Genomic DNA, 15,923 nt, shown 5'->3' with positions numbered 1-15,923 from the left:
CATGAGCTGATGTTGATAATAGGGCTTAAAAACGGGTTTCTTGTTGGCCATATCTACTACTGATTTACATCATAAATGTATGAAAATCAATAAGTTAAATCAAATTTAAAACGAAAAAAAACAACTTAAATTGTTAATAATCAAGACGATAGGAATACGGGTAGACGCAAAAGAGCCCGTATCACGATTTATGATACAGGCTCTTTTTGTTTTATTAAAGGCTCTTTCGCGCCTACTTCTGTTCAAACTCGTCTTCGATACTTTCTCTTAAATCATACATCATCCATTGTTTGCTTTGAACCTCTTTCTGCTTATTCTTGAGTAGCGTAATAAAATCTGCAACACCTAATGGCTCATTTCCGTTTCCGTGAATTAAAACTATACTTCCAGAATTAGCAGGTTGCCCCTTTGCTAACCAGGCATCACTTCCAACAGGAATAACCCCATAAGCAAGCACTCGTTTTACGACTTCTGTATCTGACACAAGCCCAGGGAAGCGGAAGAAAACAGATGGCAACATCCCATGCTGCAACATAGCCAATTCAGTCCCTAATATTTCAAAATTCAAATCAGTTCCCGGCTCCAATAAAAAATTAGTTTTAAGAGGCGCCTTAGAGCTCACATGATGGTTGTAAGAATGATTTATCCACGTAATCTCTATATCCTTTGACTTTTCCAGCTCCTTAAGCCAATTTAAATCATTAGCATGAGTAAGCATCCATCGACCGGTAATTGATATCGCAATTGGGACAGGTTTCTCTGTTTTCTGAAATTCTGAGATGAGCGACGTAAAGATAGTTCTGTCAAGTGCTTTATGAGATGGACACAAATCAATAGTTAAAGTTATTCCTTTCTCTTTTTGGAAACCATGTATAATTCCGGCATCCTGTAAACTACTTGAAAATTGCTCTGCTGAAGATATTGTCTTGGCATATGGCGTATTCCCAAAGTAGCTAAGCGCTTCTTCCAATCCTATTACCTTTACCGAAACTCCAGTAGCAGAAATAATTGATGTTGTTAGTTCATTAGGATCTACCGCCAAATATGATGTGATACCTGATGTTTTGAATTTACGAAGTATCAACAATTCTTTATTATCGTATTTAGTAATTCCAAAATACTTGTTATAGTTCTCAATACTAATTTGAGCCGAACAAGGAATTGTCCACACTAAAAAGAAATATAAAACCCACATACTACCTTTCATAGCTAATTTTTTGCTCTTACAGTACTTTCATTCCCATCTCTTATTGCCTGGTAATGCGGCGACATAATCTCTACCCCTGCTTCGTCAAACGCTTCGTGAATATTTTTATGCATTTCTGAATAGATAATAGCCATAATACTTGGATCACTGATGTAAGCATTTAGCTGATATGATACATACCAATCGTCCAGACTTGTTTGCAATACAAAAGGTGCTCTATCTTTAATTACACCTTCAGTTGCTAAGGCAGCATTAATTAGCAGCTCATGAATTTTTGTCCATGGAATATCATAACCTAAGGTAAGCGTACTATGGATAATCAAGCCTTCATTATTAGACATGCTGGTATAATTAACCGTATTACCATTTAAAATGGCACTATTGGGAATTGTGATGATCTCGTTTTTGATTGTTTTAACACGGGTAACCAGCAACGACTTTTCTAAAACTGCCCCGGTAGTATCACCAATTTTTACCACATCGCCAATTCTAAAAGGTCGCATATAAGTAATTACCATACCTGCCACACCATTACTAATTGCTGATGAAGACCCAAATGAAATAAGAATCCCCAGAAAAACAGATACGCCTTTAAATATAGCAAGATCAGAACCTGGAATATAAGGCCATATCATTACCAACATAAAGGCATTTAATAAAATTTTGACAATATTAAAAGTAGGCTTAGCCCAATCTGGATAGAACCCATTAATTTTTAGCCTTTCATTTTCAACCTCTTGAGCTAAAAACCTGATTGCCTTTTTCACATAGTGGAATACACCAACTATTACCGCGATTGCAATTAGGTTCGGGAAAAAATCAATTATGGAGCTAAATATATTCTTTAATGGATTTAAAGCGAAGCTAATTAAGCTATCGCTCCAGGGTTTTGTCCATGGGAACAGTCGGAAAATAAAAGGAAGCGTTAGGTAAACCAACAAAAGAATTACTACTATTTTTATTAGATTCAGAAACTTACTGATTATAATCAGCTCCCTTTTTCTATCGATCAGCTCATAGTCCTTAATCTTGATGTGACCTATCCTTTTATGCAATTTAAAACTCAGCCAACTATTGAATTTATTTGAGTATTTATTGAGGAAATATATACATATCCCCAACACGATAATGATGAGCAAGCCCAAACCTGCCCGTTTTAAAAGCTCTGTTACATTGGTCTCTTTCCTATAGTTATTGATGTTATTGATAATAATTTCCTGATAGGCTTTGGCCATAACCTCCTTATCCATCTTTACAGAATCTGCATCAGCTTTAGAAATGCTCATTAAAACATCGCCTTTATAAACAATCCCAATTAGGGTAGAATCATTAACTGTAATTAAAGAATCAGGCACAAAAAGAAGATCCTCAGATAAGGCCTCCACTCTCGATGAAGTCCGTTCTGCCCTTTCCGACGCAGACAACGAACCCAGCTTGTTTTTAATATGAAACAGCGTATCCGTATGTGCAACTACAGGATAGCCTTTAAAAACAACAGAATCCTTTTGTGCATAAACAGCATGCTGAACGCAAAAAAGAGCAATAAATGAGACCAATAATTTTAAAGACATATATCGAATGATTATAACTAACAGCAAAATACAGAAATTAATTTTCTGTTTATCACGCTTCTATTTTTTTACCTTTACTTGCATATTTACATTTTGGGCTAACATTATTAAATTTATGACAAAACTTTCAGTAAACATCAACAAAATAGCAACGCTTCGTAATAGTCGTGGAGGAAACAATCCGGATCTTGTTAAAGTAGCTTTAGATTGTGAGCGCTTTGGATCTGAAGGAATAACCGTTCACCCAAGGCCTGATGAAAGACACATCAGATATCAGGATGTTTATGATTTGAAAGCAACAATAGCTACAGAATTTAATATTGAGGGTAACTGCAGAGAGCAAAAATTTGTTGATCTTGTTTTAGCAAATAAACCTGCTCAGGTAACTTTGGTGCCAGATGCAGAAGGCCAAATCACTTCGAACCATGGATGGGATACCATTAAACATAAAGACTATCTGAAAGAAATGGTTTCCTTATTCAAATCTGAAGGAATTCGTGTTTCTATCTTTGTAGATCCGGTAGTTGAAATGGTAGAAGCTGCCGCTGAAAGTGGAACAGACAGAATTGAACTATACACTGAAGCTTATGCTCATAATTATTACGACAACCGGGAAAAAGCCGTTTTACCTTATGTTGCCGCAGCCCATAAAGCCAATGAAATAGGATTAGGCATTAATGCAGGTCACGATTTGGATTTGCATAACTTAAAATACTTTGCAGAGAGCATTCCAGGATTACTAGAAGTAAGTATTGGCCATGCATTAATTAGTGATGCACTTTATCTGGGTCTGGAGAACACTATACAACTATACTTAAAGCAACTGAAACATTAACCTATATACTTCCTCCTATGAAAAAATTAACGTTATTGGCTTTCGCAGCAACATTTGTATTGTTTATTTCATCGTGTAAAAGTGGCGGCAATTTAGATGAAGGTACTGCCGAAGATGTAATCTCAGCACATCTTAATGCAAACCCTGAATATGAGAGTACTAAAATAGATATAGGAGAAATTAAGTTTAGAAGTAAAAACGACCAATTAGAACTTCAAAAGTACAAGGCGCTGGAAGAAAAGGGACTTGTTGAGATGAAGCTTCAAAACCAGAAAAAAAAGTTCCTATCAAAAGACAGCGTTTACTTTTATTTAATCACCTTAACCGACAAATCGAAACCTTATGTTCTTAAACATGATGCACATAGTGCCACTGTTAGAGCCGTTAATTATGTGCTCGATGACGAGAAGCCGATTAGCCTTATAAATGGCGATTCGAAAATAGCACGTGTTACTGTTTCGCTCAAGAAAGAAATGACTGATTTCTCTATATTTTTTAAAGATAAAAACGTCGGTAGTAACTTCATTACCAGAACTTATAAGTTGAAGTTTAAAAAAGACATTGGCTGGATATTCGCGGGTGGTTAAAAGGCTATTTTTTTATTACCTTTGCGCAACTTTTTATTCAAAGAATACATGAGCTTAAACATTCATTACCAAGAAGACTTTAAAGATCGCCACATTGCGCCTAATACAGATGATACAAACGCAATGCTAACTACGCTTGGCGTAGGTTCTGTTGACGAATTAATCGAACAAACTGTTCCGCAAAAGATCAGGTTGAAGCAACCATTAAATTTGCCAAAAGCAAAATCTGAAACAGATTACCTAAGCAGCTTAAGACAAACTGCTTCTTTAAACAAGGTTTTCAAATCATATATCGGTCAGGGATATTATGACACCTTAACACCTGGTGTAATTTTACGTAACGTAATGGAAAACCCGGGTTGGTATACTCAATACACTCCTTATCAGGCTGAAATTGCTCAAGGTCGTTTACAGGCTTTGTTGAATTTCCAGACTATGGTTATTGACCTTACGGGTATGGAGATAGCAAATGCATCACTTCTTGACGAAGGTACTGCTGCTGCTGAAGCTATGTTTATGCAGTATAGCTTACGTAAAAATCAACAAGCTACTAAATTCTTTGTTTCGGAACTATTGTTCCCTCAAACAATTGACATCTTAAAAACCCGTGCAAATCCTTTTGGAATTGAGTTGGTAATTGGTGATCATGAATCGTTTGAACTAAATGAAGAGTTCTTTGGTGCTATCATTCAATATCCTGCAGGAAACGGTGAGGTATTTGACTATACCGGCTTCGCTCAAAAAGCACATGAAAAGAATGTTAAAGTTACTGTTGTTGCTGACTTACTAAGCTTAACCTTATTAACTCCTCCGGGAGAGTGGGGTGCTGATGTTGTAGTTGGAACAACACAACGCTTTGGTGTACCAATGGGTTTTGGTGGACCTCATGCTGCATTCTTTGCAACTAAAGAAGAATACAAACGTTCTATTCCAGGACGTATTATCGGTGTAACAATCGACAGTAACAATAACTATGCTTTACGCATGGCGCTACAAACAAGAGAGCAACACATCCGCAGGGATAAAGCTACCTCTAACATTTGTACTGCACAGGCTTTATTGGCTATTATGGCTGGTTTTTATGCAGTATATCATGGCCCTAAAGGGTTAAAACTTATTGCAGAACGCACACATGGGTTGGCGATCACTTTGGCTAAATCATTAGAAAAAATAGGATACGTACAATTAAACAAAGCTTACTTTGACACTATCCAGTTAGACCTTGGTAACCTTGTTGATTCTATTCATAGAGAATGTATCGACAATGAAATCAACCTTAACTATAAAGGTAGCGTAGTTACCATCGCATTAGATGAAACTACTACATTCGAAGATATCGCCCTTTTAACTAAAATATTCTCAAAAGTAAAAGCAATTGCTGCTGATGCTGTTGAGCTGGCTGACGATAAAAACGTTGAAACTGTAATTCCTGCAAACTTACAACGTACTTCGGCATATTTAACGCATCCGGTATTTAACGCACACCATTCAGAGCACGAAATGTTGCGTTATATTAAATCATTAGAAACTAAAGATCTTTCTCTTTGCCATTCTATGATTGCCTTAGGTTCATGCACAATGAAACTAAATGCAACAACTGAAATGATTCCTGTTACATGGCCAGAATTTGGTAAAGTACACCCATTTGCTCCTGCTGATCAGGTAGCTGGTTACTATACTGTATTTAATGAGCTTGACAAATGGTTAAGTGAAATCACCGGTTTTGCAGCAATGAGCTTACAGCCAAACGCTGGTGCTCAAGGTGAATATGCAGGCTTAATGGTTATCAGAGCTTATCATCAGGATCGTGGTGATAATCACCGTAACATCGCTTTAATTCCTTCATCTGCTCACGGAACTAATCCTGCTTCTGCAGCTATGGCCGGAATGAAAATTGTGGTTGTAAAATCACTAGAAAACGGAAACATTGACGTTGAGGATTTAAGAGCTAAAGCTATAGAGCATGCTGCTAACCTTTCTTGCTTAATGGTAACTTACCCATCTACACATGGTGTATTTGAGGAAAGCATTGTAGATATCTGTAACATCATTCATGAAAATGGTGGTCAGGTTTATATGGATGGAGCCAACATGAACGCTCAGGTTGGTTTAACCAGCCCTGCAAATATTGGCGCTGACGTTTGTCACCTTAACTTACATAAAACATTCTGTATTCCTCACGGTGGTGGTGGTCCAGGTATGGGTCCGATTGGTGTTGCAAAACACCTTGTTCCTTACTTACCGGGACATGCCGTAGTAGACATCAATAATGAGAAATCTATTCATGCAGTTTCTTCTGCACCTTGGGGTTCAGCGTCTATCTTAATCATATCTCATGCTTATATAGCAATGATGGGTGGCGAAGGATTAACCAACGCTACTAAATACGCAATACTTAATGCCAACTACATGAAAGCTCGCTTAGAGCAACATTTCCCTGTATTGTATTCAGGTGCTAATGGTCGTTGTGCACACGAAATGATCTTAGATTGCAGAGGCTTTAAAAACTTCGGCATTGAGGTTGTTGACATTGCAAAACGTTTAATGGATTATGGTTTCCACGCTCCTACGGTATCTTTCCCTGTTGCTGGAACATTAATGGTTGAGCCAACTGAAAGTGAGCCTAAACATGAGTTAGATCGTTTCTGTGATGCTTTAATTTCTATCAGAAAAGAAATCACTGCAGTTGAAGCAGGGGAACTTGACAAAACTGACAACCCATTAAAAAATGCACCGCATACCGCAGCAGTGGTAACTGGTAATGAATGGAATCATGGTTATAGCAGACAAACTGCTGCTTTCCCATTGCCTTACGTAGCTGCTTACAAATTCTGGCCATCGGTTGGAAGAGTAAATGATTCATTTGGTGACAGATCATTAGTTTGTGCTTGTCCGCCGATTGAAAGCTATGCAGAAGATCTAGCTTAAAAAAAACTTATCATAGGTCAATTCAAGCAGTTAAACCTTTTGATACATTTGTTTTATAAAATGTATCAAAAGGCTAAGACAGATCTTAGCATTAAAAATTAAACTAAAAGACAATGAAATTAAAAATCACTTCCCTGGCATTACTTCTAATAGTATTTGTCTCTTCGGCATTTATTGCGCCCGTATTTAAACCTACCACCTATAAAGTTGACACTGAAAAATCATCATTAACATGGGTAGGTAAAAAACTAACTGGCAGTCACAATGGAACTATTGATCTTCAGTCAGGAAGTTTAGTTTTCAATGATAAAAAACTTGCTGGTGGCAACTTCATTATCAACATGGCAACAATTAAGGATGCTGACAAAAGTGAGAAGTTAGAAGGGCATTTAAAAGCTGATGACTTTTTCGGAGTTGATAAATTTGCTACCTCTGCTTTTGTAATTAAAAAAATTGCTAATACAGGAGCGAATACTGCAAATGTAACTGGAGACCTTACTATTAAAGGCATTACAAACTCTATTACATTCCCTGCAACTATCGCTTGGAATGCTGATGGAACAGTAACAGCTACCGCTGAGAAAGTTCTTGTCGACAGAACTAAATTTGGCATTAAGTTCAGATCAAAGGGTATTTTCCCTGATGTTGGCGACAAAATGATCTATGACGATTTTGAACTGGCAATCAAACTGGTAGCTAAAAAATAAAATATAAATAAAAAAGCCATTATTCATTTAATGGCTTTTTTTTTGCATTCATATTTATATCTGTTAAAACATCTAAAAATGTTTTACTTTTGGGATTAACATTTTCTCTTCTGTACTAAATTTTATGACAAACTCTAAAATCAATATGCTTGTTATTGATGATGATGACATCAATATATTTATCATAAAAAAAGTGATAGAGAAAACGGGGTACGAAGTAGATATGATTTCGAAGAGCAACGGGCAATTAGCTGTAGATTATTTGTCCAGTATAACCCACAATGTGGACATTTTTCCACACGTCATTCTGGTAGACATTAACATGCCTGTGCTAAATGGCTGGGAGTTTCTTGAAGCCTATGAAAAACTGAACGTACTAAAGCCTGATATTTATCTATATATGCTTTCCTCTTCTGTTTACGAGTATGACATCGAAAAAGCTAAGACTTTCAAATCTGTTAATGGATTTATTTCTAAACCATTAACCATCGAAAGGCTTAAAGAACTCTTACAGTTAGTTACTCCTTAGCTTATTTTAAACTGTCCTTCCGTATACGTGATATGGCCTGTAGCCTTACTCTTTGCATGATAAAATAAACAGTTCCAATTTTGTTCAGCAGCTTTCTTTCCAAATTCCTCTCTTAGCTCCATTGCCTTTCTTCCATCAAAGTCATACTTGGCAATAAACCTTCTTAGCAGTTCCTCTGGTTCCGGTAAAACGTCACCCCCAAAAAACACTTTATCTACACCGTCACTCAACAAAAATACCTGATGAAATGGGCAGTGCGCCCCAGTTAATTCATAACTGATCTCATCAGTTAGCTGCCCTGAGTTTTCAACAAACTTTAGCTGAGCATTACGTTGTAAGAATTCAAATATTTCCGTTTTATAAGATGATGAAGTATTTGTAAAAGCACTTTCCCATTCTCCATGCTGAATAACATAAGTTGCATGCGGAAAGCTCAACTCCACAGTACCGTCCTTCTTATTATGGATCATACCACCAGAATGGTCAAAATGCAAATGAGACATCAAAACCATATCTACATCATCTGGATCAAAGCCAGCTTTTCTAATGTTATTATGTAAAATCAGCTGACCATCTTCATCACTATATCCTAAACCTGTATCAAACAAAACAAGGCTATCTTTTAACTTAACCAAAAATGGCTGTACATGAATAAAAAGAGAAGCGGGGCGATCTTTAGGATTATCCTTTTCCGCATTAAAAGGTATAAATTTTTTGGTCGCGTCAACAGAATAAGATCCTTCGTATAAAGTGAAAACTTGCAATGGCGTAGTTATTAGTAAGAAAATTAAATGATATATTTACCACAATATCATTGCAAAGATAGGGAACCTCAATGAAGTTAACACTCTGGCAATAAAATAAACAGAAGTTCAGGCAAGCTTTCTAGAAAAAAAGAAGACAGGTATTAGATGAAAAAAAGATGGGTGCAAGCCGTAAAGGGCAATACAGAAACGACAGATTTGCTTGCACAACAATTAAATATAGATAACAGCTTAGCACAAGTATTAATTCAAAGAGGCGTTTCTTCCTTTGACATCGCACGAGATTTTTTTAGACCGCAGATGTCTTTTTTACATGATCCTTTTTTAATGAAGGACATGGATAAAGCCATTGAACGAATTGACACAGCTCTTGCTAAAGGTGAAAAAATATTAATATATGGAGATTACGATGTAGATGGCACAACATCTGTTGCCCTTGCATTTAGTTTCTTTAGTCAATTTACATCTGATATTGAATATTATATTCCTGACAGACATAAGGAAGGTTATGGCATTTCGACGGCAGGGATTGATTATGCAGCAAAACATGGTTTTACTTTAATCATCGCTCTTGACTGTGGAATAAAGTCTAATGACAAAATTGCTTATGCAAATACCTTAAGTATAGATTTCATTATTTGTGATCATCATTTGCCTGGTGAAGAACTACCAGCAGCAATTGCAATACTAGATCCAAAACGCAATGACTGCCCCTATCCCTTTAAAGAATTAGCTGGTTGTGGAATTGGCTTTAAATTAGCGCAGGCTTATTGCCTAACACATCAACTACCTGCAGAAAGATATGAGCAATATATTGACCTCGTAATGGTTAGTATCGCGGCAGACATTGTCCCTGTAATTGATGAAAACAGAATCCTCGCATACCATGGGTTAATCAAATTAAACACAAAGCCGTGCATTGGATTAAAGGCATTAATGGAAATTTCGGGCAAGAATAAGGACTACACGCTGACAGATGTAGTTTTCACATTAGCCCCCCGTATTAATGCTGCGGGAAGAATGGATCATGCATCAGAGGCTGTTAAAATGCTGCTATGCACTGAAAATTCACTTGCTCAGGAGCAGAGTTTATTCATCAATCTTCAAAACACGGAGCGCAAAACCTCTGATCAGAACATTACTGCCGAGGCGCTTGCCTTGATTGAAGAATGTGAAATTCTAGTAAATAAAAGGACAACAGTAGTATATCATGAAAATTGGAATAAGGGTGTAATTGGTATTGTTGCTTCAAGACTAATTGAGAAATACTATCGCCCAACAGTTGTACTGACAGCTTCTAATGGATTACTTACCGGCTCTGCCCGATCCGTTGCAGGATTCGATTTGTATGAGGCACTGCTTGGTTGTGAAGATCTATTGGTTCAGTTTGGGGGACATAAATTTGCTGCCGGACTAACAATAAAGCCTGAAAACATTAACCTGTTTTCTGATCGTTTTGAAAAGATAGTAGCATCAACCATTACAGATGACTTGTTAAGTCCTGAAATTAATATAGATACAGAGATCAATTTCAGACAAATAGACGGTAAATTTCAACGAATTGTAGCACAAATGGCTCCATTTGGTCCACTGAATATGGCTCCTGTTTTTGTTTCACATAACGTATATATTACAGGAAAACCTTACGTTGTAGGTATAAAACATTTAAAATTAAATTTAAAACAACAAAATTCCACTATTTTTGAAAGCATTGGATTTGGGTTAGCAGAGTACGAGTCGCTGCTGCAACCAAACCGCCCCTTCTCTGTATGTTATACAGTAGAAGAAAATATATGGAAAGATCAACGGCGCTTGCAACTAAACATTAAAGCGATAGAAATTGATAACTAATAAACTTAGATGATATTAAGAGCTGAAAATCTGATAAAAAAATATAAACAACGTACTGTTGTTAATGATGTTTCATTTAGTGTTAGCCAAGGTGAAATTGTTGGTTTATTAGGCCCTAATGGGGCTGGAAAAACAACATCCTTCTATATGATTGTAGGTTTAATAAAACCAAATGAAGGAACAATATATTTAGACGACGAGGACATTACTAGTGATCCGATGTACCGAAGAGCTCAAAAAGGTATTGGATATCTGGCTCAAGAGGCTTCAGTTTTCAGAAAACTTTCTGTTGAGGATAATATCATGGCCATTTTAGAGATGACTAAAATGAGCAAAGAAGAACGCCATGAACAACTGGAAGAGTTGATTAACGAGTTTAGCTTACACAAGGTACGCAAGAACCGTGGCGACCTGCTTTCAGGAGGAGAACGTAGAAGGACTGAAATTGCCAGAGCGCTTGCAGCTAGTCCAAACTTCATTTTATTAGATGAACCATTTGCAGGAGTAGATCCAATTGCCGTTGAAGAAATTCAATCTATCGTAGCTAAACTAAAACAAAAAAATATCGGCATTCTAATTACCGACCATAATGTACAAGAAACTTTATCGATCACTGACAGAGCATACTTACTGTTTGAAGGAAAGATTCTTGAATCTGGTACCCCGGAAGTACTTGCTGCCAATGAAATGGTAAGAAGAGTATATTTAGGCTCCAATTTCGTATTACGAAGTAAAAACTTATAATTCACTACTTAAACAAAAGCATGGCAATTGTAAATTCAATTTTTACCTGGTATATGAAAAAGCGCGTTCACCAGATAGAGCTTTTTATGAAGTACCCACATGATGTACAAGAGGAATGGTTCCACAAACTAATCTCAAGTGCTGAAGATACTGAATGGGGAGAAAAATATGATTACCGTACTATTGAAACCCCGAGACAATTCAAAGAGCGTGTTCCTATACAGAATTACGACACTTTAAAGCCATATATAGAAAGGATGCTTAAAGGAGAACAAAACATTCTCTGGCCTTCGGAAATTAAATGGTTTGCCAAATCATCAGGTACTACTAGCGACAGAAGTAAGTTTATTCCGGTATCAGAGGAATCTCTACAAGAATGCCATTTTAAAGGAGGTAAAGACCTACTTTCCATATTTTGCAATAACAGACCCGAAAACCAGATCTTAACGGGGAAAGGGCTTGTTTTAGGTGGAAGCCATCAAATAAATCAGCTTAACGAAGACTCTTTCTACGGAGATCTTTCGGCAGTACTGATTAAAAACCTGCCAATGTGGGCAGAATATTACCGCACACCAAATATCTCCATTGCTTTAATGGATAATTACGAAGAGAAAATGGAGAAAATGGCTATGGCCACCATTAAAGAAAACGTAACAAACATTGCAGGAGTGCCAACATGGACAATAGTTTTAGCTAAAAAGGTTTTAGAAATTACCGGCAAATCTAATTTATTGGAGGTTTGGCCAAACCTGGAGCTTTACATTCATGGTGCCGTAAATTTCAAACCCTACAGAGAGCAGTTCAAAGAACTGATTCCTTGTGATTATATGTATTATCTGGAAACCTATAATGCTTCTGAAGGTTTTTTTGGCATCCAGGATGAAGTGAATTCCGACGAACTTTTACTGATGCTTGATTATGGTATTTACTATGAGTTTTTGCCAATCGAAAAGCTAGATGATGAAAATCCAGATACATTAACACTTGAACAGGTAGAGCTAAATAAAAACTACGCTATTATTATTTCTACAAATGGCGGTCTTTGGCGATACATGATTGGAGATACTGTTCAATTTACAAGCCTATCCCCATACAGAATAAAAATAACAGGAAGAACAAAACATTTCATAAATGCCTTTGGTGAAGAGGTTATTATCGACAATGCTGAGCAAGCAATATGCAAAGCCTGCGATGCCACAGGAGCAGTTTTTAAAGACTATACCGCCTGCCCTATTTACTTTAAAGGAGAAGAAGTAGGAGGTCATGAATGGATCATTGAATTTGATCAACAGCCTAATGATTTTGAACATTTTGTAGATGTTTTGGACCAAACTTTAAGGGAGGTTAATTCTGATTATGATGCCAAAAGGTTTAAAGATATGGCATTGCGACGCCCAACAGTACATAATGCACCCAACAATACTTTCTACAACTGGCTTAAATCGAAAGGCAAACTTGGAGGACAACATAAGGTTCCAAGATTAGCAAACGACAGAAAATACGTAGAAGAAATATTGCCTCTGATGAAATAATTTTTTTTGTACAAGATAATGGTGGTTTAGTTTTTTTTAGTTAAATTTAAATAGCTAATTCTTAATCGCTTATGAAAACAGTACAACAAATACTTAATACGAAACCTGTACAAATTTTCTCAGTTACAGAAAATTCATCTGTTTTAGAGGCGCTTCAATTGATGATGGAAAAGAATGTAAGTGCATTGCTTATTCTTGAAGGTCAAAAATTACAAGGTATATTTACAGAAAGAGATTATGCCCGCAAGATCATCCTCTATGGAAAATCATCTGCAGGAACTCCAATTGGGGAGGTTATGACTGCTCATCCAATCACAGTACTACCTACCGATAGTATAGACCTATGCATGCAGATCATGACAGACAAACATATCAGACATCTACCGGTAATGCTGGACAGCCAGGTACTCGGGATGGTTTCTATTGGTGATGTTGTTAAATTCATCATTGCTGACCAGAAACAAACTATATCTCAACTAGAGAGTTATATCAGTAGTTAAAGAACTTTATTAATCTAACATTAACAGCAACTCAATTACAATGAAAAGGTCGTATCATTAACGTGATACGACCTTTTCTTATTTTGTCAGTCTGGATTAAATACCTACCAGATCTTAACTCTTTTCTCTGGAGCTAAATACAAAGAATCTGTTGGTTTTACCTTAAAGGCAGTATAAAACTCAGGTATGTTTCTAACCACACCATTAACCCTAAACTTAGCAGGCGAATGAGGGTCTGTACTTACTTGATTTCTCAATGCCTCGTCTGTAGATTTATTTAACCACACCTGGGCCCATCCAAGTAACACCCTTTGCTCACCGGTAAATCCATCCATAACGGGTGCAGGCTTACCATTTAAGCTTGCTTTATAAGCCTTTAATGCAATGCTCAATCCACCAAGGTCACCAATATTTTCCCCAAGAGTAAAATCACCATTTACATTAAGGTCAGGAAAAACCTTAAACTCACTGTATTGGGCCTTTAAAGCATTCGTTCTCTTTTTAAATTCACTTTGATCTTTGGCTGTCCACCAGTTACGCATAGCACCTGTGCCATCAAAAGTACTGCCCTGATCATCAAAACCATGACCTATTTCATGGCCAATTACAGCACCAATACCACCATAATTTACAGCATCATCAGCCGTCATATCAAAAAATGGCGGTTGAAGTATAGCAGCAGGGAACACAATCTCGTTCATACTTGGATTATAGTAGGCATTAACCGTTTGTGGTGTCATGCCCCACTCTGTACGATCAACAGGCTTGCCTAACTTATTAAAAGTGCGATTATATTCAAATTCGGTTGATCTTTTTTCATTGCCAAACAAATCGTTCTTTACAATTTTAAGTTTGCTATAGTCTCTCCATTTATCAGGATATCCAATTTTTGGAGTGAACTTACTTATTTTGTCAAGTGCTTGCTTTTTAGTTTCAGCACCCATCCAATCAAGTTCTTTAATACTCACTTCATAAGCTTTCAATAAATTGCCTACAAGTTTCAACATACGCTCCTTAGCTGCAGGTGGGAAATGCTTTTCAACATACAATTTCCCCACTACTTCTCCCAAATTGTCATTAACTACATTAACAGCCCTGCGCCATTGCGGCTTCTGCTCCTTAACACCGTTTAAAGTTTTAGCGTAGAAATTGAAATTTTCCTGATCAAGCGCAGTATTTAATGAAGTTGCTGAACTTGTAACCGCACTCCATTTAAGGTAATTCTTCCAGGTATCAAGCGGAGTATTTTTCAAAATGGCGTTTAGATCCTTAGTATATGCCACCTGAGAAACAATTAAAGTATCATGATTCTTAACCCCTGCCTCAACAAGCAATGTGTTCCAATCAAAGTCAGGCATTAGCGTATTCAAATTTTTAATTGGATAGCTATTATAAAGCCCAGCCATATTTCTAGTCTCTTCCTTTTTCATCTGCTTAGAAGCAATCTGCGTTTCAAGAGCCATTATCTGAGCAGATTTAGCTTTCGCATCAGGAACACCGGCAAGAGTCAGCATTTTCTCTATATGTGCTACATACTTAGTACGGATGTCAGCAGATTTTGCGTCTGTTAACGAATAATACTCACGATCAGGTAAACCAAGTCCACCCTGCCAGGTAAAAAGCATATATTTTCTTGGATCTTTCAAATCCTCAGCAACAGTTACATTGAAGGGAATCATGTACCCTACCTTATTAGCATATGCAAAATATGCAGCAAGATCTTTTCCTGAAGCTATCGCATCAATCTTTTTAAACTCAACATTTAAAGGTGCTAGTCCTATAGAGTCACGAACTTTCATGTTCATATAAGACTCATAAAAATCGCCTATTTTCTGCTCATCTGAACCTTCTGCAGGATTTCCCTTTGCAGCATTCTCAATTATCGCCTTTACGTCTTCTTGTGCCTTATCATTCACCATAGCACCTACTCCATAAGACGCCTTATCCGAAGGAATTTTGGTGTTTTTCATCCAGGTACCATTCACATAAGCTGTAAAATTGTTTCCAGGAGTTACCGTAGTATCCATATTTTTCAGGATGATACCTGAATGCAGTTCTTGCTTCGGCTCCGAACTATTACAGGATGCCATCAACAGCAAAGAACAGGCAGTCAATGGAATACTAAAAGATTTTTTGATTTTCATTTATCTAAGAATTTATGAATAAGA

At 36.9% G+C, this 15,923-nt stretch carries 13 protein-coding genes; 9 read left to right on the top strand and 4 right to left on the bottom strand.

Annotated elements, in window-relative coordinates; translation table 11 throughout:
• Positions 1-232: 232 nt before the first annotated feature.
• Together HQN83_RS11815 and HQN83_RS11810 are read right to left on the bottom strand one after the other, a co-directional pair.
• Complete coding sequence (locus tag HQN83_RS11815; RefSeq protein ID WP_173090535.1) at positions 233-1,207, bottom strand: polysaccharide deacetylase family protein; 975 nt, start codon at positions 1,205-1,207, stop codon at positions 233-235.
• A 2-nt stretch (positions 1,208-1,209) separates the two neighbouring features.
• Positions 1,210-2,778, bottom strand: a complete 1,569-nt coding sequence (locus HQN83_RS11810; protein WP_173090534.1) for a mechanosensitive ion channel family protein — start codon at positions 2,776-2,778, stop codon at positions 1,210-1,212.
• A 115-nt stretch (positions 2,779-2,893) separates the two neighbouring features.
• Between HQN83_RS11810 and HQN83_RS11805 the strand changes: the two genes are divergently transcribed.
• From HQN83_RS11805 to HQN83_RS11785, 5 genes are all read left to right on the top strand, one after another.
• Complete coding sequence (locus tag HQN83_RS11805) at positions 2,894-3,613, top strand: pyridoxine 5'-phosphate synthase (RefSeq protein ID WP_173090533.1); 720 nt, start codon at positions 2,894-2,896, stop codon at positions 3,611-3,613.
• A 17-nt stretch (positions 3,614-3,630) separates the two neighbouring features.
• Positions 3,631-4,200, top strand: a complete 570-nt coding sequence (locus tag HQN83_RS11800) for a hypothetical protein (protein ID WP_173090532.1) — start codon at positions 3,631-3,633, stop codon at positions 4,198-4,200.
• A gap of 48 nt (positions 4,201-4,248) precedes the next feature.
• Positions 4,249-7,128 (top strand): aminomethyl-transferring glycine dehydrogenase, encoded by a 2,880-nt coding sequence (gene gcvP / locus HQN83_RS11795; protein ID WP_173090531.1) that lies wholly within the window; start codon positions 4,249-4,251, stop codon positions 7,126-7,128.
• A gap of 113 nt (positions 7,129-7,241) precedes the next feature.
• Positions 7,242-7,835: a YceI family protein gene (locus HQN83_RS11790; protein ID WP_173090530.1), complete on the top strand. Its 594-nt coding sequence runs from the start codon at positions 7,242-7,244 to the stop codon at positions 7,833-7,835.
• Between the two features lie 124 nt (positions 7,836-7,959).
• Entirely contained in the window at positions 7,960-8,364 is a 405-nt protein-coding gene (locus HQN83_RS11785) for a response regulator (RefSeq protein ID WP_173090529.1), read from the top strand.
• Here HQN83_RS11785 and HQN83_RS11780 read toward each other — a convergent pair.
• A complete protein-coding gene (locus HQN83_RS11780; RefSeq protein WP_173090528.1) occupies positions 8,361-9,128 on the bottom strand; it encodes an MBL fold metallo-hydrolase in 768 nt (255 codons plus the stop codon). The two genes, HQN83_RS11785 and HQN83_RS11780, sit on opposite strands and share 4 nt — an antisense overlap.
• A 147-nt stretch (positions 9,129-9,275) precedes the next feature.
• Between HQN83_RS11780 and recJ the strand changes: the two genes are divergently transcribed.
• The 4 genes from recJ to HQN83_RS11760 all read left to right on the top strand — a co-directional run bounded on the left by recJ (position 9,276) and on the right by HQN83_RS11760 (position 13,755).
• Complete coding sequence (gene recJ, locus HQN83_RS11775) at positions 9,276-10,979, top strand: single-stranded-DNA-specific exonuclease RecJ (RefSeq protein ID WP_173090527.1); 1,704 nt, start codon at positions 9,276-9,278, stop codon at positions 10,977-10,979.
• A gap of 9 nt (positions 10,980-10,988) precedes the next feature.
• The gene (lptB, locus tag HQN83_RS11770; RefSeq protein ID WP_173090526.1) at positions 10,989-11,723 is read left to right on the top strand and encodes an LPS export ABC transporter ATP-binding protein; all 735 of its coding nucleotides are present in this window, start codon (positions 10,989-10,991) and stop codon (positions 11,721-11,723) included.
• Between the two features lie 20 nt (positions 11,724-11,743).
• Positions 11,744-13,255, top strand: a complete 1,512-nt coding sequence (locus HQN83_RS11765; protein WP_173090525.1) for a GH3 auxin-responsive promoter family protein — start codon at positions 11,744-11,746, stop codon at positions 13,253-13,255.
• Positions 13,256-13,326: 71 nt separating this feature from the next.
• Positions 13,327-13,755, top strand: coding sequence for a CBS domain-containing protein (locus HQN83_RS11760; RefSeq protein WP_173090524.1), 429 nt, complete (start codon positions 13,327-13,329; stop codon positions 13,753-13,755).
• A gap of 104 nt (positions 13,756-13,859) precedes the next feature.
• On the opposite strand, the gene HQN83_RS11755 is transcribed toward HQN83_RS11760, so the two are convergent.
• Positions 13,860-15,899 (bottom strand): M13 family metallopeptidase, encoded by a 2,040-nt coding sequence (locus tag HQN83_RS11755; RefSeq protein WP_173090523.1) that lies wholly within the window; start codon positions 15,897-15,899, stop codon positions 13,860-13,862.
• Between the last annotated feature and the right edge of the window lie 24 nt (positions 15,900-15,923).

Origin of the sequence: Pedobacter foliorum, from assembly GCF_013266735.1 — a bacterium.
Lineage (GTDB): Bacteria > Bacteroidota > Bacteroidia > Sphingobacteriales > Sphingobacteriaceae > Pedobacter > Pedobacter foliorum.
This window is presented reverse-complemented; position numbering and strand designations above follow the sequence as displayed.